Annotated in this window: 19 protein-coding genes; 12 read left to right on the forward strand and 7 right to left on the reverse strand. The window is 54.5% G+C overall.

Translation table 11 applies throughout. From position 1 onward, the window contains the following. Positions 1 to 143: 143 nt before the first annotated feature. Positions 144 to 2423, forward strand: coding sequence for an NADP-dependent oxaloacetate-decarboxylating malate dehydrogenase (gene maeB / locus LZP96_RS17500; RefSeq protein ID WP_064326932.1), 2280 nt, complete (start codon positions 144 to 146; stop codon positions 2421 to 2423). Positions 2424 to 2502: 79 nt separating this feature from the next. Here maeB and hemF read toward each other — a convergent pair whose 3' ends face one another. Together hemF and amiA are read right to left on the reverse strand one after the other, a co-directional pair. Beyond that, positions 2503 to 3402 (reverse strand): oxygen-dependent coproporphyrinogen oxidase, encoded by a 900-nt coding sequence (gene hemF, locus LZP96_RS17505; protein WP_064326931.1) that lies wholly within the window; start codon positions 3400 to 3402, stop codon positions 2503 to 2505. Then, complete coding sequence (gene amiA / locus LZP96_RS17510; protein ID WP_258926191.1) at positions 3399 to 4274, reverse strand: N-acetylmuramoyl-L-alanine amidase AmiA; 876 nt, start codon at positions 4272 to 4274, stop codon at positions 3399 to 3401. The genes hemF and amiA overlap by 4 nt, the downstream gene beginning before the upstream one ends. Positions 4275 to 4486: 212 nt before the next feature. On the opposite strand from amiA, the gene LZP96_RS17515 reads away from it, so the two are divergent. The 10 genes from LZP96_RS17515 (at position 4487) to pdxK (ending at position 12833) form a co-directional block, all read left to right on the forward strand. After that, on the forward strand, positions 4487 to 4912 hold the full coding sequence (locus tag LZP96_RS17515) for a GNAT family acetyltransferase (protein WP_064326929.1): 426 nt from the start codon (positions 4487 to 4489) through the stop codon (positions 4910 to 4912). Then, positions 4899 to 5348, forward strand: coding sequence for a DUF2919 domain-containing protein (locus LZP96_RS17520; protein WP_258926192.1), 450 nt, complete (start codon positions 4899 to 4901; stop codon positions 5346 to 5348). The genes LZP96_RS17515 and LZP96_RS17520 overlap by 14 nt, the downstream gene beginning before the upstream one ends. 60 nt (positions 5349 to 5408) lie before the next feature. After that, positions 5409 to 5993 (forward strand): RpoE-regulated lipoprotein, encoded by a 585-nt coding sequence (locus LZP96_RS17525; protein ID WP_064326927.1) that lies wholly within the window; start codon positions 5409 to 5411, stop codon positions 5991 to 5993. A gap of 92 nt (positions 5994 to 6085) precedes the next feature. Then, positions 6086 to 6985: a Dyp-type peroxidase gene (locus LZP96_RS17530; RefSeq protein ID WP_258926193.1), complete on the forward strand. Its 900-nt coding sequence runs from the start codon at positions 6086 to 6088 to the stop codon at positions 6983 to 6985. 171 nt (positions 6986 to 7156) lie between these two features. Next, a complete protein-coding gene (locus LZP96_RS17535; protein ID WP_064326925.1) occupies positions 7157 to 8170 on the forward strand; it encodes a sulfate ABC transporter substrate-binding protein in 1014 nt (337 codons plus the stop codon). Continuing rightward, positions 8170 to 9003 (forward strand): sulfate/thiosulfate ABC transporter permease CysT, encoded by an 834-nt coding sequence (cysT, locus tag LZP96_RS17540; protein WP_064326924.1) that lies wholly within the window; start codon positions 8170 to 8172, stop codon positions 9001 to 9003. The genes LZP96_RS17535 and cysT overlap by 1 nt, the downstream gene beginning before the upstream one ends. Further along, positions 9003 to 9878, forward strand: a complete 876-nt coding sequence (gene cysW / locus LZP96_RS17545) for a sulfate/thiosulfate ABC transporter permease CysW (RefSeq protein ID WP_064326923.1) — start codon at positions 9003 to 9005, stop codon at positions 9876 to 9878. Before cysT ends, cysW begins: the two co-directional genes overlap by 1 nt. Further along, on the forward strand, positions 9868 to 10962 hold the full coding sequence (gene cysA / locus LZP96_RS17550; RefSeq protein WP_258926194.1) for a sulfate/thiosulfate ABC transporter ATP-binding protein CysA: 1095 nt from the start codon (positions 9868 to 9870) through the stop codon (positions 10960 to 10962). Before cysW ends, cysA begins: the two co-directional genes overlap by 11 nt. A gap of 118 nt (positions 10963 to 11080) precedes the next feature. After that, the gene (gene cysM, locus LZP96_RS17555) at positions 11081 to 11992 is read left to right on the forward strand and encodes a cysteine synthase CysM (protein ID WP_258926195.1); all 912 of its coding nucleotides are present in this window, start codon (positions 11081 to 11083) and stop codon (positions 11990 to 11992) included. A 4-nt stretch (positions 11993 to 11996) separates the two neighbouring features. Then, positions 11997 to 12833 carry a pyridoxine/pyridoxal/pyridoxamine kinase gene (gene pdxK / locus LZP96_RS17560; protein WP_258926196.1) on the forward strand — a complete coding sequence of 279 codons (837 nt, stop codon included), beginning with the start codon at positions 11997 to 11999 and terminating at the stop codon, positions 12831 to 12833. A 44-nt stretch (positions 12834 to 12877) separates the two neighbouring features. Here the strand turns inward: pdxK and crr are convergent, their stop codons facing one another. The 5 genes from crr to cysZ all read right to left on the reverse strand — a co-directional run bounded on the left by crr (position 12878) and on the right by cysZ (position 17671). Next, on the reverse strand, positions 12878 to 13387 hold the full coding sequence (gene crr, locus LZP96_RS17565) for a PTS glucose transporter subunit IIA (RefSeq protein WP_049841435.1): 510 nt from the start codon (positions 13385 to 13387) through the stop codon (positions 12878 to 12880). 40 nt (positions 13388 to 13427) lie between these two features. Beyond that, entirely contained in the window at positions 13428 to 15155 is a 1728-nt protein-coding gene (gene ptsI, locus LZP96_RS17570; RefSeq protein WP_064326919.1) for a phosphoenolpyruvate-protein phosphotransferase PtsI, read from the reverse strand. A gap of 43 nt (positions 15156 to 15198) precedes the next feature. After that, positions 15199 to 15456: a phosphocarrier protein Hpr gene (ptsH, locus tag LZP96_RS17575; protein ID WP_002913505.1), complete on the reverse strand. Its 258-nt coding sequence runs from the start codon at positions 15454 to 15456 to the stop codon at positions 15199 to 15201. Positions 15457 to 15774: 318 nt separating this feature from the next. After that, positions 15775 to 16746: a cysteine synthase A gene (gene cysK / locus LZP96_RS17580; protein WP_064326918.1), complete on the reverse strand. Its 972-nt coding sequence runs from the start codon at positions 16744 to 16746 to the stop codon at positions 15775 to 15777. Positions 16747 to 16909: 163 nt separating this feature from the next. Further along, complete coding sequence (cysZ, locus tag LZP96_RS17585; protein WP_064326917.1) at positions 16910 to 17671, reverse strand: sulfate transporter CysZ; 762 nt, start codon at positions 17669 to 17671, stop codon at positions 16910 to 16912. Between the two features lie 230 nt (positions 17672 to 17901). On the opposite strand from cysZ, the gene zipA reads away from it, so the two are divergent. Continuing rightward, complete coding sequence (zipA, locus tag LZP96_RS17590; protein ID WP_258926197.1) at positions 17902 to 18921, forward strand: cell division protein ZipA; 1020 nt, start codon at positions 17902 to 17904, stop codon at positions 18919 to 18921. The last annotated feature ends 8 nt before the right edge of the window (positions 18922 to 18929 follow it).

The following is an 18929-nucleotide window of genomic DNA, read 5'->3' on the forward strand; positions in this document are numbered from 1 at the left end:
AATTTTTGATTTGCGATAGTGAGAGTTTGGCAGCCTTCAAAGTTTATGCTGGCTTCCGGGGCGATACTATCCGCCATTCCAGGGCGAGCATCAGGAACGTAAAACGCCGCCCTTTTTGATCGATACGTGAAAGGAACAATAAGATGGATGATCAGTTAAAACAGAGTGCCCTCGATTTTCATCAATTCCCTGTACCGGGCAAAATCCAGGTTTCCCCTACCAAGCCGCTGGCGACGCAGCGCGATCTGGCGTTGGCTTACTCGCCAGGCGTTGCCGCCCCGTGTCTGGAAATCGAAAAAGATCCGCTAGCCGCCTATAAATACACCGCGCGCGGTAACCTGGTGGCCGTTGTGTCGAACGGCACGGCAGTACTGGGTCTGGGCAACATTGGTGCGCTGGCGGGTAAACCCGTCATGGAAGGGAAGGGCGTTCTGTTTAAGAAGTTTGCCGGTATCGACGTGTTTGATATCGAAGTGGATGAGCTCGATCCGGACAAATTTATCAACGTGGTGGCTGCGCTGGAGCCAACCTTTGGCGGCATCAACCTGGAAGACATTAAAGCGCCGGAATGTTTTTATATCGAGCAGAAGCTGCGCGAGCGTATGAACATTCCCGTGTTCCATGACGATCAGCACGGCACGGCGATTATCAGTACCGCCGCCATTCTGAACGGCCTGCGCGTGGTGGAGAAAAATCTCTCCGACGTACGCATGGTCGTGTCCGGCGCGGGTGCTGCCGCCATCGCCTGTATGAACCTGCTGGTGGCGCTGGGGATGCAGAAACACAACATCGTGGTCTGTGACTCGAAGGGCGTGATCTACAAGGATCGTGAACCGAATATGGCGGAAACCAAAGCGGCGTACGCGGTGGATGACGACGGCAAACGCACGCTGGATGATGTCATTGAGGGAGCGGATATCTTCCTTGGCTGCTCCGGCCCGAAAGTGCTCACCCCTGAGATGGTGCAGAAAATGGCGCGTGCGCCGATGATTCTGGCCCTGGCTAACCCGGAGCCGGAAATTCTGCCGCCGCTGGCAAAAGCGGTGCGCGAAGATGCGATTATCTGTACCGGACGTTCAGACTATCCGAACCAGGTGAATAACGTACTCTGCTTCCCGTTCATCTTCCGCGGGGCGCTGGACGTTGGCGCGACGGCAATCAACGAAGAGATGAAGCTTGCCGCCGTGCACGCCATCGCCGAGCTGGCCCATGCCGAACAGAGTGAAGTGGTGGCCTCCGCATACGGCGATCAGGATTTGAGCTTCGGCCCGGATTACATTATTCCTAAACCCTTCGACCCGCGTCTGATCGTGAAGATCGCCCCTGCCGTGGCGAAAGCGGCGATGGACTCCGGCGTGGCGACGCGTCCGATTGAAGATTTCGATGCGTATATCGATAAGCTCACCGAATTCGTCTATAAAACTAACCTGTTTATGAAGCCGATCTTCTCTCAGGCCCGCGCGGATGCAAAACGCGTGGTGCTGGCGGAAGGGGAAGAGGCGAGAGTGCTGCACGCGACGCAGGAGTTGATTAGCCTGGGTCTGGCGAAGCCTATTCTGATTGGTCGTCCGAGCGTGATTGAGATGCGTATTCAGAAACTCGGTTTACAGATCAAACCGGGCGTGGACTTTGAGATCGTCAACAATGAATCGGATCCGCGTTTCAAAGAGTACTGGAACGAATACTACGCGATCATGAAACGTCGCGGGATCACTCAGGAACAGGCGCAGCGAGCGGTTATTAGCAATACCACCGTGATTGGGGCGATCATGGTTCATCGTGGCGAAGCCGACGCGCTGATCTGCGGCACCATTGGCGACTACCACGAGCATTTCAGCGTGGTGCAGGAGATCTTTGGCTATCGTGAAGGGGTCCATGCGGCGGGCGCAATGAACGCCCTGTTGCTGCCAAGCGGTAACACCTTTATCGCCGATACCTATGTGAATGACGATCCGACGCCAGAGCAGTTAGCGGAGATCACCGTGATGGCGGCGGAAACCGTACGCCGTTTCGGCATTGAGCCAAAAGTGGCGCTGCTGTCGCACTCTAATTTCGGTTCGTCCAAATCACCGGCAGCCTACAAAATGCGTGAAACGCTGGAGCTGGTGCGTCAACGTGCGCCGGAGCTGATGATAGATGGCGAGATGCACGGCGATGCGGCGCTGGTGGAAAGCATTCGTAACGAACGTATGCCGGACAGCCCGCTGAAAGGGTCTGCCAACGTGCTGATTATGCCAAACGTCGAGGCGGCGCGTATCAGCTACAACCTGCTGCGTGTCTCAAGCTCTGAAGGGGTGACCGTGGGGCCGGTGCTGATGGGCGTGGCGAAACCGGTGCATGTATTGACGCCGATTGCCTCCGTGCGTCGTATCGTCAACATGGTGGCGCTGGCAGTGGTAGAAGCGCAGACGCAGCCGCTGTAGTTTTACCCCCCTCTCACACAGAGAAGGGGGATGTCGACTCCCTCTCTCTGTAGGAGAGGGGCGGGGTAAGGGATAAGGGCTACACCCAGTCCCGAACCTGGATAAATTCCTTCAAGGCAGCCTCCGGGCTGCCTTCTTTTGGCACGTAGTTATACTCCCAGCGCACCAGGGGCGGCATCGACATCAGAATCGACTCCGTACGCCCGCCGGTTTGCAAACCAAACAGCGTGCCGCGATCCCAGACCAGGTTGAACTCCACATAGCGTCCGCGGCGATAGAGCTGGAACTCGCGTTCACGTACGCCGTAGTCGGTATGTTTGCGTCGCTCAACAATCGGCAGATACGCCTCGGTATAGCCTTCGCCGACGGCCTGCATAAAGCTGAACGCGGTATCAAAATCAGGCGTATTGAGATCGTCAAAGAAGAGCCCGCCAATGCCGCGCTGCTCGTCACGATGCTTAAGACAGAAGTAGTCATCGCACCACTTTTTATATTTTGGATATATGTCTTCGCCAAACGGCAAGCAGAGGTCGCGCGCGGTGGTGTGCCAGTGAACGGCATCCTCTTCAAACCCGTAGTAGGGCGTTAGGTCAAAACCACCGCCAAACCACCAGACCGGGTCAGCGCCGGGTTTTTCAGCGATGAAAAAGCGCACGTTCGCGTGGCTGGTGGGGACAAACGGGTTGTGGGGATGCACGACAAGCGAAACGCCCATCGCTTCAAAGCTGCGTCCGGCCAGTTCAGGACGGTGCGCCGTCGCGGATGCCGGCATAGCGTCGCCCTGAACATGGGAAAAATTCACCCCCGCCTGTTCAAAGATACCGCCATTACGCAGGACGCGACTGCGTCCGCCGCCGCCGGCTTCACGCTGCCAGTTATCTTCGTTAAAGTCGCCACCATCAATGGCCGTCAGTTTCTGACAAATAGCGTCCTGCAGCTGAAGCAGAAACGCTTTTACACGCTCAGCGTTGGGTTTCATTTACGTCTCGTCGAATGAGCTTTTTGATTATCAAACCAGTTAAAGTAACTGATGATGCCGGACGCGATCGCGTTGGCGATCTTCTGGCGAAAGGCGGTGGTTCCCAGCAGGCGCTCTTCTTCCGGGTTGGTGATAAACGACGTCTCAACCAGCACTGACGGAATGGAAGGCGATTTTAACACCACAAAGGCGGCCTGCTCGGTGCTTCTGCTGTGCAGGCGATGCACGGGTTTAATTCGCTTGAGAATATGCGAGCCGAGCGTCAGGCTGTTTTTAATGGTGTCCGTCTGCACCAGATCGAACAACACCTGCTGAAGAAGATGATCTTTATCGGTGGCTTTTTTACCCGCCACTTCATCCGCCCGGTTTTCACGATCGGAGAGGTATTTCGCCATGGCGCTACTCGCGCCCCGGTTGGATAACGCAAAGACCGACGCGCCTGCCGCGCTGGGATTGGTGAAGCCGTCAGCATGAATGGACATGAAGAGATCCGCGCCGTGCTTGTGGGCGATCTCCACGCGATCGTACAGCGGGATAAAGGTATCGCCAGTGCGGGTCAGGCGTGCGTCAATACCGTTGCTGCGTAAAATCGCCCGCACATTTTTTGCAATCGCCAGCACCACGTGTTTTTCTTTAGAGCCGTTATGACCAATTGCGCCCGTATCAATCCCGCCGTGACCGGGATCGAGCATGACGAGGCGTTTCGCACCCGCTTTTTTGGTCTTTGGTTTGCTGTGGCCATTGCTGGTTTTAAGCGTGCTCTCTTCTTTAGCCTGCGCCTGAGCGATGCCTGTTAACGTTAAGGCCGCCAGCCCCGCTTTGAGAACCTGACGACGCGATGTGAGTGTTTTTAAGGGTTTGAATGTGCTCATGCGGCCTGAATTGTCAAAAAAATGGGTCCGGGTGTTATATCGTATCGCGTTTCCCGTTACGACAGTCCTTGATGAGAATTGTTTTACTTTTCATTTCAATACGTGACAAAGTGCCATTATGCCAAATTCAGGCGAGATTTTCCCCGCTTATTGGCTTAACGCCTCTTTGACGCCATAATCACTGTTTTCAATCCAAAAAGGCGGTTAAGACCATGGAGATACGCGTTTTTCGTCAGGAAGATTTCGAAGAGGTGATCACCCTTTGGGAGCGCTGCGATCTGCTGCGTCCGTGGAACGATCCGGAAATGGACATTGAGCGTAAGGTGAATCACGACGTCAGTCTTTTTCTGGTGGCAGAAGTGAACGGTGAAGTGGTGGGCACGGTGATGGGCGGCTACGACGGACATCGCGGGTCAGCCTATTATCTGGGCGTACACCCTGAATACCGTGGTCGCGGTATTGCCAATGCGCTGCTGAATCGTCTGGAAAAGAAACTTATTGCCCGCGGCTGCCCAAAAATTCAGATCATGGTTCGGGAAGATAACGACGTCGTACTGGGCATGTATGAACGCCTGGGATATGAACATGCGGATGTCATGAACCTCGGTAAGCGCCTGATAGAAGATGAAGAGTATTGAGTTCCATCCCGGTGATTATGACGATCACGGGCGCGTCAGATTACCCTTTTTATTCTGGTGCGTGCTGCTGCTTCAGGCCCGCACCTGGGTGCTGTTTGTGGCCGCAGGGGCGTCCCGCGACCAGGGTATCACCCTGCTCAATTTATTCTATCCCGATCACGATAGCTTCTGGCTCGGGTTATTACCCGGTCTCCCCGCCGCGCTCGCTTTTTTGCTGAGCGGACGTCGCCAGCATGTCCCGCGCCTGTGGCGAAGCTTTCGCTGGCTGCTGGTTCTGGCTCAGGGCGTTTTATTGTGCTGGCAGCCGCTTCTCTGGCTGAACGGTGAGCCGTTGAGCGGCGTCGGGATTGCGCTGGTGATTGCTGATGTTATGGCCCTGACCTGGCTGTTGACCAACCCGCGCCTGCGTGCGGCATTTGCCTATGAGAAAGAATAACGGCACTTTTTTACGATGCTGCACTCCAACAAGCGTTGAATTAACAAGAAAGGACTTTCAATGAAATCGCTGCGTCTGCTTTTATGCGCTCTGCCGCTGGTATTAACCGGCTGTTCAACGTTGTCGTCTGTTTCGTCAATTAACTGGTCGGCAGCTTATCCCTGGAACTGGTTTGGATCGTCACTTGAGGTCACCGAGCAGGGTGTGGGTCAGATCACGGCCTCGACTGCCCTTAATCAAGAGGCGATTGAGTCGGCGTTAGGCAGTGATTATCGGCTGCGTAGCGGGATGAAAACGGAAAATGGTACTATCGTGCGCTATTTTGAAGCGCTGAAAGATGACCAACTGGCGCTGGTGATCAATGGCGATAAAGGCACCGTGAATCATATTTCGGTCATGGATAAAGCGATCCCGACGGCCAGCGGCGTTAAAGTCGGCACGCCGTTTAGCGAGCTTTATCAAAAGGCCTACGGCAACTGTACCAGTGCGCCGTCCGATGACAACGTCGCCGTGGCGTGTAAGGCAGAAGGCAGCCAGCACATTAGCTACCTCTTTACAGGTGAGTGGAGCGGCCCGGAAGGCTTAATGCCGTCGGACGATACGCTGAAAAACTGGACGGTGAGCAAAATTATCTGGAAGCAGTAATTTGCGCCTGAACAAACCGCCTCGCTGAAAATCCAGGTATAATGCCGCCATCAATGCCACGACTTCGTGGCATCTTTTTTTCAGGAGGAGCGATGTCTCAGGTTCAGAGTGGCATTTTGCCAGAACATTGCCGCGCGGCGATTTGGATTGAAGCCAATGTGAAAGGGGATGCGGATGCCCTGCGTGCGGGCAGCAAAGTATTTATCGATAAACTGGCCACCTTTCAGGCTAAATTCCCGGAGGCGCATCTCGGAGCGGTTGTCGGGTTTGGCAATACGGTCTGGCGCCAGCTGAGCGGCGGCGAAGGGGCTGAAGAGCTGAAAGATTTCATCCCCTATGGCAAAGGCCTGGCGCCAGCGACCCAGTACGACCTGCTGATCCATATTCTTTCCCTGCGTCATGACCTGAACTTTTCCGTTGCGCAGGCGGCGATGGAGGCCTTTGGCGACAGCATCGACGTGCAGGAAGAAGTTCACGGTTTCCGCTGGGTGGAAGAGAGGGATCTGAGCGGCTTTGTCGACGGGACCGAAAACCCGGCGGGAGAAGAGACGCGTCGCGAGGTGGCGGTCATCAAAGATGGCGTCGACGCGGGCGGCAGCTATGTCTTCGTCCAGCGCTGGGAGCATAACCTCAAGCAGCTGAACCGCATGAGCGTGCCCGATCAGGAGATGATGATTGGACGGACCAAAGAGGCCAATGAAGAGATCGATGGCGACGAGCGTCCGGTCACCTCTCATCTCAGCCGCGTGGACCTCAAAGAAGAGGGCAAAGGGCTGAAGATTGTTCGTCAAAGCCTGCCGTACGGCACGGCAAGCGGTACGCATGGCCTCTATTTTTGCGCCTACTGTGCACGTCTGTACAACATTGAGCAGCAGCTGCTGAGCATGTTCGGTGACACCGACGGCAAACGCGACGCCATGCTGCGCTTCACCAGACCGGTGACAGGCGGTTATTACTTCGCCCCGTCTGTTGAGCGTCTGCTGGCGCTGTAACGGCTCTCCACCCTCTCCCCCACGAGAGGGGCAGGGTGAGGCCATCAGGCCGCACCCTTATTCTCTTTTCTGCTTCTAAATCACCAAACGGTATATAAAACCGTTACTCCTTTCGTACGCGTTATAAATATTATGACCATAAGATAGTCATCAAATTAATAAGGGCGCGCAATGGTCGTTACCGTACTGAAAAAAGGCACTCTGACGCTGGCGGGATTACTGCTGATGGCACAGGCGCAGGCAACCGAGTTACTGAACAGCTCCTATGACGTCTCACGCGAACTGTTTGCCGCCCTCAATCCCCCGTTTGAACAGCAGTGGGCCAAAGACAATAACGGCGACAAGCTCACCATTAAGCAGTCGCATGCCGGGTCGTCCAAGCAGGCGCTGGCGATTTTGCAGGGCCTGAAAGCGGATGTGGTGACCTACAACCAGATTACCGATGTGCAAATCCTGCATGACAAAGGCAAGTTGATTCCGGCGGACTGGCAGAGCCGTTTGCCGAATAACAGCTCACCGTTCTACTCCACCATGGGTTTCCTGGTCCGTAAGGGCAACCCCAAAAATATTCACGACTGGAACGATCTGGTGCGTTCCGACGTCAAGCTGATTTTCCCTAACCCGAAAACCTCGGGTAATGCCCGCTATACCTATCTGGCGGCATGGGGCGCGGCGGATAAAGCGGACGGGGGCGATAAAGCGAAAACCGAGCAGTTTATGACCCAGTTCCTGAAAAACGTCGAAGTGTTTGATACCGGCGGTCGCGGGGCGACCACGACCTTTGCAGAACGTGGCCTGGGCGATGTGTTGATTAGCTTTGAGTCGGAAGTGAATAACATCCGCAAACAGTATGAAGCGCAGGGCTTTGAGGTCGTTATCCCTAAGACGAATATTCTGGCTGAGTTTCCGGTCGCCTGGGTCGATAAAAACGTGAAAGCGAACGGTACCGAGAAGGCGGCGAAAGCGTATCTGAACTATCTCTATAGCCCGCAGGCGCAGACCATTATTACGAACTATTACTATCGCGTGAACAATCCTGAGGTGATGAACAAGCTCAACGATAAGTTCCCGCAGACCGACTTGTTCCGCGTGGAAGACCAGTTTGGTTCATGGCCTGAAGTGATGAAAACGCACTTCACCACCGGCGGTGAGTTAGACAAATTGCTGGCGGCGGGGCGTAAGTAATGTTTGCCGTTTCATCCAGACGCGTGCTGCCGGGCTTTACGTTAAGCCTTGGGACCAGCCTGCTGTTCGTCTGCCTGATTTTATTGTTGCCGTTAAGTGCGCTGGTGATGCAGCTGGCGCAGATGAGCTGGGCGCAATACTGGGAAGTCATCACCAATCCACAGGTGGTCGCCGCTTATAAGGTCACGCTGCTTTCGGCGTTTGTTGCCTCTATTTTCAATGGCGTCTTTGGGCTGCTGATGGCGTGGATCTTAACGCGCTATCGCTTCCCGGGACGTACGCTGCTCGACGCGTTAATGGATCTGCCGTTTGCCCTGCCGACAGCGGTTGCGGGCTTAACCCTGGCCTCGCTGTTCTCGGTGAATGGCTTTTATGGCGAATGGCTGGCGAAGTTCGATATCAAGGTGACCTATACCTGGCTGGGTATCGCGGTGGCGATGGCTTTTACCAGCATCCCTTTCGTGGTGCGTACCGTGCAGCCGGTGCTGGAAGAGCTTGGGCCGGAATACGAAGAGGCCGCAGAGACGCTCGGTGCAACGCGTATCCAAAGCTTTCGCAAAGTGGTGCTGCCGGAGCTTTCCCCGGCGCTGCTTGCTGGCGTGGCGCTCTCCTTTACCCGCAGTCTGGGTGAGTTTGGTGCGGTGATCTTCATTGCCGGGAACATCGCGTGGAAAACCGAAGTGACCTCGCTGATGATTTTTGTTCGCTTACAGGAGTTTGATTATCCCGCGGCGAGCGCAATCGCCTCGGTGATCCTGGCGGCGTCGCTGCTGCTGCTGTTTTCGATTAACACTCTGCAAAGTCGCTTTGGTCGACGCGTGGTAGGTCACTGATGGCGGAAGTTACCCAATTGAAGCGCTATGACGCGCCCCGCGTGAACTGGGGTAAATGGTTTCTGATCGGAACGGGCGTGCTGGTCTCCGCCTTTATTCTGGTTGTGCCGATGATCTACATCTTCGTGCAGGCGTTCAGCAAAGGAATAATGCCTGCGCTGCAAAACCTGGCCGACCCGGACATGCTGCACGCCATCTGGCTGACGGTGATGATTGCCCTTATTACCGTACCGATAAATCTGGTCTTCGGCATTTTGCTGGCCTGGCTGGTGACGCGATTTAACTTTCCAGGCCGCCAGCTGCTGCTGACGCTGCTGGATATCCCGTTTGCCGTCTCTCCGGTTGTGGCAGGTTTAGTCTATCTGCTGTTTTACGGATCGAACGGTCCGCTGGGCGGCTGGCTGGACGAGCACAACCTGCAAATTATGTTCGCCTGGCCCGGCATGGTGCTGGTGACCATTTTCGTGACCTGTCCGTTTGTGGTGCGCGAACTGGTGCCTGTGATGTTAAGCCAGGGCAGTCATGAGGACGAAGCGGCGATTTTACTGGGGGCATCTGGCTGGCAGATGTTCCGCCGGGTAACGCTACCCAACATTCGCTGGGCGCTGCTCTACGGCGTGGTGCTGACCAACGCCCGTGCGATCGGTGAGTTTGGCGCGGTGTCGGTCGTCTCCGGCTCGATTCGCGGCGAGACGCTGTCGCTGCCGTTACAGATTGAATTACTGGAACAGGACTACAACACCGTCGGTTCCTTTACTGCCGCAGCGTTATTAACGCTGATGGCTATTTTGACCCTGTTTTTGAAGAGCATGGTGCAGTGGCGTTTAGAGAATCAGGAAAAACGTCTGCAGCAGGAGGGAAATCATGAGCATTGAGATTGCCAATATTAAGAAGTCTTTTGGTCGCACCCAGGTGCTGAATGATATCTCACTGGATATCCCTTCCGGACAGATGGTGGCGCTGCTGGGGCCGTCAGGTTCCGGTAAAACGACACTGCTGCGCATCATCGCCGGGCTTGAGCATCAGACCAGCGGGCATATCCGTTTCCACGGCACCGATGTCAGCCGCCTGCACGCCCGCGACCGCAAAGTCGGCTTCGTGTTCCAGCACTACGCGCTGTTCCGCCACATGAACGTGTTCGATAACATCGCGTTTGGCCTGACCGTGCTGCCGCGCCGCGAACGCCCGAATGCAGCGACGATCAAAGCGAAAGTAACCAGACTGCTGGAGATGGTGCAGCTTGCGCACCTGGCCGACCGTTTCCCGGCCCAGCTTTCAGGTGGACAAAAGCAGCGTGTCGCCCTGGCGCGCGCCCTGGCCGTTGAGCCGCAAATCCTGCTGCTGGATGAACCCTTTGGCGCGCTGGATGCCCAGGTGCGTAAAGAGCTGCGGCGCTGGCTGCGTCAGCTGCATGAAGAGCTGAAATTCACCAGCGTGTTTGTGACCCACGATCAGGAAGAGGCAATGGAGGTCGCCGATCGCGTGGTGGTGATGAGTCAGGGAAATATTGAACAGGTGGATGAACCCGAGCAGCTCTGGCGTGAACCGGCAACCCGCTTTGTGCTGGAGTTTATGGGCGAAGTGAATCGTCTGAAGGGCACCCTGCGCGGTGGACAGTTCCATGTGGGCGCACACCGCTGGCCGCTCGGCTACACCCCAGCCCATCAGGGAGAGGTCGATCTGTTCCTGCGCCCCTGGGAAGTTGACGTGAGCCGCCGAACCAGCCTCGATTCACCGCTGCCGGTACAGGTGCTGGAAGCGAGTCCGAAGGGGCACTACACCCACCTGGTAGTACAGCCGTTGGGCTGGTACACCGAACCTTTAACCGTGGTGATGCGCGATGATGCCCCGCCGTACCGCGGTGAACGTCTGTATGTCGGGCTACAGCACGCCCGCATCTATCACGGCACCGAGCGCATTGAGACGCGTGAGAATATTGCTCTGGCGGAGTCAGCCTGATACTTTATTGAGACTGTTTATCGCCCGTTGACGCACTGCTTATCGGGCCTACCGTTATCACTGTGTCATGCAGGCCGGGATCGCTGCGCGCCCCCGGCTTTTTTATTGAGTAACAATCGTGAATACACTCGAACACACCATCGGCAATACTCCTCTGGTTAAGCTCCAGCGTCTGGGGCCAGACAATGGCAGTGAAATCTGGGTCAAACTGGAAGGCAATAATCCGGCCGGATCCGTTAAGGACAGAGCGGCGCTCTCTATGATTGTCCAGGCAGAGAAACGCGGTGAGATTAAGCCCGGCGATGTATTGATCGAGGCGACGAGCGGTAATACCGGAATTGCACTGGCCATGATTGCTGCGCTGAAAGGCTACCGCATGAAACTGCTGATGCCTGACAACATGAGCCAGGAGCGCAGGGCGGCGATGCGCGCCTACGGTGCTGAGCTGATTCTGGTGACGAAAGAGCAGGGAATGGAAGGCGCGCGCGATTTGGCACTTGCGATGGCGGAGCGCGGCGAAGGAACCCTGCTCGATCAGTTTAATAATCCCGATAACCCCTACGCTCACTACACCACCACCGGCCCGGAAATCTGGCAGCAAACGCAGGGGAAAATCACCCATTTCGTCTCCAGCATGGGCACTACGGGCACCATTACCGGCGTTTCGCGTTTTCTGCGCGAGCAGGAAAAACAGGTGACGATTGTGGGTCTGCAGCCGGAAGAGGGGAGCAGTATCCCCGGGATCCGTCGCTGGCCAGCGGAGTATATGCCCGGCATCTTTAATGCCCAGCTTGTAGACCAGGTGCTGGATATTCATCAGCGCGAGGCAGAAAATACCATGCGAGAGCTGGCGGTACGCGAAGGCATATTCTGCGGCGTCAGTTCAGGGGGCGCGGTAGCGGGCGCAATTCGCGTGGCGCAGTCGCACCCGGGGGCCGTGGTGGTGGCGATTATTTGCGATCGCGGCGATCGTTATCTCTCCACCGGCGTTTTTGGTGAAGAGAGTTACTCGCAGGGGGCAGGGATCTAACATCATGGAGATGATCTTATTTCGCGATAAAACACGGGCACAGCAAACGGATATTGTGGCCGTGCAGTCACAGGTCGTCTATGGCAGCGTAGGCAACAGTATTGCAGTGCCGAATATCCGTCAGCATCATTTAAACGTGACTGCTGTGCCGACGGTGCTGTTTAGCAACACGCCGCATTACGACAGCTTCTACGGCGGTGTGATCCCGGATGAGTGGTTCAGCGGCTATCTGAAAGCGCTGGAAGAGCGTGATATTTTACGCGAGCTAAAAGCGGTTACCACAGGGTATATGGGAAGCGCCAGCCAGATCGGGCTGCTGGCCGAATGGCTTAAGAAAATTAAAGCGCAGCATCCTGAGCTACTGGTCCTGGTCGATCCGGTGATGGGCGATATCGATAGCGGAATCTATGTGAATCCCGAAATCCCGGAGGCATACCGCCAGCATTTACTGCCGCTGGCGCAGGGGATTACCCCCAACGTTTTCGAGCTGGAAGTCCTGAGCGGTCACCCTTGCCGCACCCCGGAAAGCGCCGTTGAGGCCGCACAAGGTCTGTTGTCGGACACCCTGAAATGGGTTGCTATCACCAGCGCACCCGTCAAGGCAGAGCCAGACACGATTCATGTGGTACTGGTGAGCGAAAATGGGGTGACAATCACGGCGCATCCGCGCGTGGCAACGGATTTAAAAGGCACAGGCGATCTGTTCTGTTCAGAACTGGTCAGCGCAATGGTGCAGGGCGAGAAGGTGACAGAGGCGATTCGTCGTGCGGGAGACCGGGTGACGGAGATTATGGCGTATACGTTATCTAAAGGCTATGACGAGCTCATCCTGCCGGCATAAATAACAATGGCACCCGAAGGCGCCATTTTTCTGTGCGGCAAGAATTACTTCTTGATGCGAATCACCGGGGTTTCACCCACGGTCACACTGCCAGACAGTTTGATCAGTTCTTTGATTTCGTCCATGTTGGAGATAACAACCGGCGTCAGGGTAGACTTGGCTTTCTCTTCCAGCAGGGCGAGGTCGAATTCAATAACCGGATCGCCAACTTTCACGCGCTGACCTTCTTCAGCGATACGCTTAAAGCCTTCGCCTTTCAGTTCAACGGTGTCGATACCGAAGTGAACAAACAGTTCGATACCGCTATCAGATTCGATAGAGAACGCATGGTTGGTTTCAAAAATTTTACCGATGGTGCCATCAACTGGAGCAACCATTTTGTTGCCCGTTGGTTTGATAGCAATACCATCGCCAACGATTTTTTCGGCAAATACTACATCCGGCACGTCTTCGATATTAACGATTTCGCCAGACAGCGGAGCAATAATCTCAATAGTTCCGGTGTCTTTCTTATCATCAGAAACCAGAGATTTCAGTTTATCGAACAAACCCATGATCTTCTCCTAAGCAGTAATTTGGGCCGCATCTCGTGGATTAGCAGATTGTTTTTTCTTCAATGAACTTGTTAACCAGCGTCATTAACTCGTCCGTTGTCGGTTGAGCAAGAGCCTGCTCTGCTAACACCTTCGCATCTTCGAAGTTCGTGTTACGGATAATCTTCTTAATGCGCGGGATGGAAATGGCACTCATAGAGAACTCGTCCAGACCCATACCCAGCAACAGAAGTGTAGCACGTTCGTCGCCTGCAAGCTCACCACACATGCCAGTCCATTTACCTTCCGCATGAGAAGCATCAATAACTTGCTTAATAAGCGTCAGCACGGACGGTGACATTGGCTGGTAGAGATGCGAGATCATATCATTACCACGGTCAACTGCCAGAGTGTACTGTGTTAAATCATTGGTTCCGATACTAAAGAAGTCAACTTCTTTGGCCAGATGACGCGCAATGGTTGCGGCGGCAGGTGTTTCCACCATCACGCCCACTTCGATTGACTCGTCAAAGGCTTTGCCTTCGTCACGCAGTTCCTGTTTGTAGATTTCGATCTCTTTTTTCAGTGCACGCACTTCTTCAACAGAGATGATCATCGGGAACATGATGCGCAATTTACCGAACGCAGAGGCACGCAGAATGGCGCGAACCTGGTCACGCAGGATCTCTTTACGATCCATGGCGATACGCACGGCACGCCAGCCCAGGAACGGGTTCTCTTCTTTCGGGAAGTTCATGTACGGCAGCTCTTTGTCGCCGCCGATATCCATGGTACGCACGATCACTGCCTGAGAGCCACAGGCTTCAGCGACAGCTTTGTATGCCGCAAACTGCTCTTCTTCAGTAGGCAGCGCGTCGCGGTCCATGAACAGGAATTCAGTACGATACAGACCTACGCCTTCCGCGCCGTTGCGCTCAGCGCCATCAACGTCACGTACGGTACCGATGTTAGCGCACACTTCAACCTGATGGCCGTCCAGCGTAATTGCTGGCAGGTCTTTCAGTTTCGCGAGTTCTGCTTTCTCGGTGGCAACCTGCTCCTGTACGGCGCGGAGTTGCTCGATCTCTTCGTTCGTTGGGTTGACGTAAACCACGTTGTTTACGGCATCCAGAATCAGATAATCGTCGTTTTTCACCTGAGCGGTCACGCTACCGGTACCCACGATGGCAGGCAGTTCAAGCGAACGCGCCATGATTGAGGTGTGGGAGGTACGTCCACCGGCATCGGTGATGAAACCCAGCACCTTGTTCAGGTTCAGCTGTGCGGTTTCAGACGGGGTGAGGTCAGCAGCAACCAGAATCACTTCGTCCTGAATGGAGCTCAGGTCGATGATTGCCAGACCCAGGATGTTGCGCAGCAGGCGCTTACCGATGTCGCGTACGTCAGCCGCACGTTCTTTCAGGTATTCATCATCCAGCTCTTCCAGGGCAGTCGCCTGGCCTTCGATAACTTCATGCGCAGCCGCATCGGCCGTCATGCCTTTATCTTTAATCAGGGCTATGATTTCCTGCTCCAGCTCCTCATCTTCGAGCAGCATGATGTGCCCTTCGAAGATGGCTTCTTTTTCTTCACCGAAAGTTTCGCCAGCTTTAGTTTTGATCGCTTCCAGTTGCGCTGATGCCTTGGCACGACCGCTCAGAAAACGCTCAACTTCCTGATTGACCTTATCGGCAGAAATTTTTTTCCGGTCGATGACGATCTCGTCTTCTTTCAGCAGAAGTGCCTTGCCGAAAGCGATACCCGGGGATGCTAAAATGCCTGAAATCATAACCCTACCTTACTTGTGACTGATATTAAAAAGAACCCGTTACTTACTCGAGCTCAGCCATCAGTTTTACCAGATGCTCAACTGCTTTCTGCTCGTCTTCGCCTTCCGCGGACAGGGTCACAACGGTACCCTGAGTCAGGCCCAGAGTTTGCAGTTTAAACAGGCTTTTTGCGCTAGCGCTTTTGCCGTTGGAAGTCACAGTGATCTCAGAAGTGAAGCCTTTCGCTTCTTTAACAAACTGAGCAGCAGGGCGGGTATGCAGACCGTTTGGAGCGGTAATGGTAACTTCTTGCTGGAACATTGTATTTCCCCAACTTATAGGTTTTGTGTTGTGGAACTAAAGTCTAGCCTGGCGGCTCAACTTTAGCCTGTATAGTTAGCGCTGACGTTTCGATCGTCATTAAACATTATGCAGTGAAAGCAAGACTTGAACCAAATCATAAAATCGATTCAGCAGTCGGAATTTCTCAGAATGATTAATTTCGCGCTTCAAAATAATTGTCAGGTTAAATACCAGACCCGACGGGGTGAATCAATGCCAGAGGGGGTAAAAGTTTGATGCAGGCCACAAAAAAGCACCTAAAAAGGTGCTTTTTTACGCGTTTTTAACATGCTGGCCCTACTGTTGCAGCTCTTTCTCAGTGAAGAGATCGGCGAACAACGCAGTGCTCAAGTAACGCTCACCCGAGGACGGAAGGATAACCACAATATTCTTGTTGGTAAAGGCTTCGTCTTCCTGCAATTTTAACGCAGCGGCCACCGCGGCGCCAGAAGAGATACCGGCAAGAATACCTTCCTCTTCCATCAGACGACGGGCGGTGGAGATCGCTTCTTCATTGGTGATCGCCACAACCTTGTCAATCAGCTTAAGGTCAAGGTTGCCCGGAATGAAACCGGCGCCGATGCCCTGAATTTTGTGTGGACCCGGTTTAAGCTCTTCACCTGCCAGCGCCTGAGCGATAACCGGCGAGTCGGTTGGCTCCACGGCCACGGTAATCAGCTCTTTTTTGCCTTTTGTGCCTTTAATATAACGCGCCACGCCCGTTAAGGTTCCGCCGGTGCCAACGCCAGAAATAAAGACATCGACCTGGCCGTCGGTATCTTCCCAGATTTCCGGGCCGGTGGTTTTTTCGTGAATCTCAGGGTTGGCCGGGTTACTGAACTGCTGAAGGAGCAGGAATTTTTCCGGATTGCTGGCAACGATCTCTTCGGCTTTCTGAATGGCCCCTTTCATGCCTTTCGCACCTTCGGTCAGCACCAGGTTTGCGCCCAGCGCTTTCAGCAGTTTGCGGCGTTCAACGCTCATGGTTTCAGGCATCGTAAGCGTCAGTTTGTAACCCCGTGCGGCCGCCACGTAAGCCAGCGCGATGCCGGTGTTCCCGCTGGTTGGCTCGACTAACTCGATACCCGGTTTCAGCACGCCGCGTTTTTCCGCATCCCAAATCATGTTGGCACCGATACGGCATTTGACGCTGAAGCTTGGGTTACGAGATTCTACCTTCGCAAGGATGCGTCCATTACCGATGCGGTTCAGTCGAACCAGGGGCGTATGACCGATAGTCAGCGAGTTGTCTTCATAAATCTTACTCATGGCCTGTCCTTAACTGTATGAAATGGGGATACCGTTCCAGCATACCTGTTGGAAAAGTATGGGGAAGTAAGGAATTCGCATATCTATATGCTACTGAGAAATAATGGGGATCAGTATGGAATAAGGGATAGCATAAGCTACCCCCAATTTACACATTTTTGCATTACTTCCATAACGCGTGCTTAGCACGGTAGCAATCCACCCACATTGCCGTCGCACCGCATACGGCAACGGGCATAATGAACAGATTCAGGAACGGGACGAGGGTAAACAGGCTGGTTAACGCCCCAAACTGCATGTTGATGACTTTTTGTGAACGTAGCGCCGTGCGCATCTCTTTAAACGGCACTTTATGGTTGTCGAAGGGATAGTCGCAATACTGAATAGCCAGCATCCACGCGCTAAAGAGGAACCATAGAACCGGCGCGACGGTCTGCCCGATACCAGGAATAAAATAGAGGATCAGCAGGATGACCGCCCGGGGCAGGTACCAGGCAAATTTTTGCCACTCGCGTTTCATAATCCGCGGCAAATCTTTCATGATGCCCAGGACCCCGGTATCCGGCGGCGTGGCGCCGGTGAGTCTCGCCTCAAGCTGTTCTGCCAGCAGCCCATTGAACGGGGCGGCTATCCAGTTGGCAACCGTCGAGAAGAAGTAACCAAACACCAGCAGCACCGAGATCACCATGACCGGCCACAGAAGATAGCTCAGCCACTGTAACCAATCAGGAACATAGCTCATTAAGGCCGGGACCCAGGTTTCAAGTTTGGTAAAAAGCCACCAGAACGCACCGCCCATCAGCAAAATGTTAATTAAGAGGGGAAGGATGACAAAGCGACGGATCCCCGGCAGGGAGACCAGTTTCCACCCCTGGATAAAATACCCGATGCCGCTACGCAGAGGCGATGAAGTTGATGAAACCATAAACAGGCTGTACTCCTTTTTACACAACCAGTGGAATTGCCCGCCTATATTATCCCGTTATGGATGAATGACCAGTTCGGAAATGTTCGAAAAAACAGCAAAAAGCACGATTTAGTCCATCTTTATGCAGCGAATGCTCTGCACACACTTGCACTTGACGAGTTCGCCAAATACTCTTAGTGAGTAAATGTTTGCCGTGGTGGCAAGGTGTTAGAACAACAGAGAATATAATGATGCAGGATTTGCGTCTGATATTAATCATTGTTGGCGCGATCGCCATATTCGCTTTACTGGTACATGGTTTCTGGACCAGCCGTAAAGAGCGCTCCTCGATGTTTCGCGATCGCCCACTCAAGCGTATGAAGTCCAGTCGTCATGATGATGATGGCGATGACGGCTTTGAAGAAAACGACGATGAAGGCGTGGGTGAAGTCCGCGTGCATCGCGTCAATACTCCTGCGCCTGGCGCCGGCCAGGGGGAGCATGAAGCGCCTCGTCAGCCTTCGCAGCATCAGTATCAGCCGCCGTATGCTTCCGCTCAGCCGCGCCAGCCTGCGCCGCAGCCTGCTCCTGTTGAAGAGCCGGTGCGACAGCCAACGCAGCCCGTGCAGCAGCCCGTTGCACAACCGCAGCCTGTTCACCAGCCTCAACCTGTACACCAGCCGCAGCCGGTTCAACAGCCTCAACCGATGCAGCAACCTGCCGCTCCTCAGCACGCGCCGGTTCAGCCGGCCCCGGCAGCGGTCGAACAGCCTGCGCCAGCGCCGCAGTTTGAGCCTGAACCTCTTGTCGAAGAGGCCCCTGCGCCTGTGGCCGAAAAGCCGCAGCGTAAAGAGACGGTCATCATCATGAACGTGGCGGCCCATCATGGTTCTCAGCTTAACGGTGACGTGCTGCTTAACAGCATCCAGCAGGCCGGTTTCAAGTTTGGCGATATGAATATCTTCCATCGTCACTTAAGCCCGGACGGAAGCGGACCTTCGCTGTTCAGCCTGGCCAACATGGTTAACCCGGGCACCTTTGATCCGGAAATGACGGGTGATTTCACCACGCCAGGTATCACTATCTTTATGCAGGTTCCGTCCTACGGCGATGAATTGCAAAACTTTAAGCTGATGCTTCAGTCTGCTCAGCACATCGCTGACGAAGTGGGTGGTGTGGTTCTCGACGATCAGCGTCGTATGATGACCCCGCAAAAAATGCGTGAGTATCAGGACCGCATCCGTGAAGTGAAGGACGCTAACGCTTAACTCAGGCG

It is taken from the genome of Huaxiibacter chinensis (assembly GCF_022171985.1).
Lineage (GTDB): Bacteria > Pseudomonadota > Gammaproteobacteria > Enterobacterales > Enterobacteriaceae > Enterobacter > Enterobacter chinensis_A.

Coding starts and splice junctions, on each gene's coding strand:
- maeB (WP_064326932.1), top strand. CDS start 144: ATGGATGATCAGTTAAAACAGAGTGCCCTCGATTTTCATCAATTCCCT.
- hemF (WP_064326931.1), bottom strand. CDS start 3,402: ATGAAACCCAACGCTGAGCGTGTAAAAGCGTTTCTGCTTCAGCTGCAG.
- amiA (WP_258926191.1), bottom strand. CDS start 4,274: ATGAGCACATTCAAACCCTTAAAAACACTCACATCGCGTCGTCAGGTT.
- LZP96_RS17515 (WP_064326929.1), top strand. CDS start 4,487: ATGGAGATACGCGTTTTTCGTCAGGAAGATTTCGAAGAGGTGATCACC.
- LZP96_RS17520 (WP_258926192.1), top strand. CDS start 4,899: ATGAAGAGTATTGAGTTCCATCCCGGTGATTATGACGATCACGGGCGC.
- LZP96_RS17525 (WP_064326927.1), top strand. CDS start 5,409: ATGAAATCGCTGCGTCTGCTTTTATGCGCTCTGCCGCTGGTATTAACC.
- LZP96_RS17530 (WP_258926193.1), top strand. CDS start 6,086: ATGTCTCAGGTTCAGAGTGGCATTTTGCCAGAACATTGCCGCGCGGCG.
- LZP96_RS17535 (WP_064326925.1), top strand. CDS start 7,157: ATGGTCGTTACCGTACTGAAAAAAGGCACTCTGACGCTGGCGGGATTA.
- cysT (WP_064326924.1), top strand. CDS start 8,170: ATGTTTGCCGTTTCATCCAGACGCGTGCTGCCGGGCTTTACGTTAAGC.
- cysW (WP_064326923.1), top strand. CDS start 9,003: ATGGCGGAAGTTACCCAATTGAAGCGCTATGACGCGCCCCGCGTGAAC.
- cysA (WP_258926194.1), top strand. CDS start 9,868: ATGAGCATTGAGATTGCCAATATTAAGAAGTCTTTTGGTCGCACCCAG.
- pdxK (WP_258926196.1), top strand. CDS start 11,997: ATGGAGATGATCTTATTTCGCGATAAAACACGGGCACAGCAAACGGAT.
- crr (WP_049841435.1), bottom strand. CDS start 13,387: ATGGGTTTGTTCGATAAACTGAAATCTCTGGTTTCTGATGATAAGAAA.
- ptsI (WP_064326919.1), bottom strand. CDS start 15,155: ATGATTTCAGGCATTTTAGCATCCCCGGGTATCGCTTTCGGCAAGGCA.
- ptsH (WP_002913505.1), bottom strand. CDS start 15,456: ATGTTCCAGCAAGAAGTTACCATTACCGCTCCAAACGGTCTGCATACC.
- cysK (WP_064326918.1), bottom strand. CDS start 16,746: ATGAGTAAGATTTATGAAGACAACTCGCTGACTATCGGTCATACGCCC.
- cysZ (WP_064326917.1), bottom strand. CDS start 17,671: ATGGTTTCATCAACTTCATCGCCTCTGCGTAGCGGCATCGGGTATTTT.
- zipA (WP_258926197.1), top strand. CDS start 17,902: ATGATGCAGGATTTGCGTCTGATATTAATCATTGTTGGCGCGATCGCC.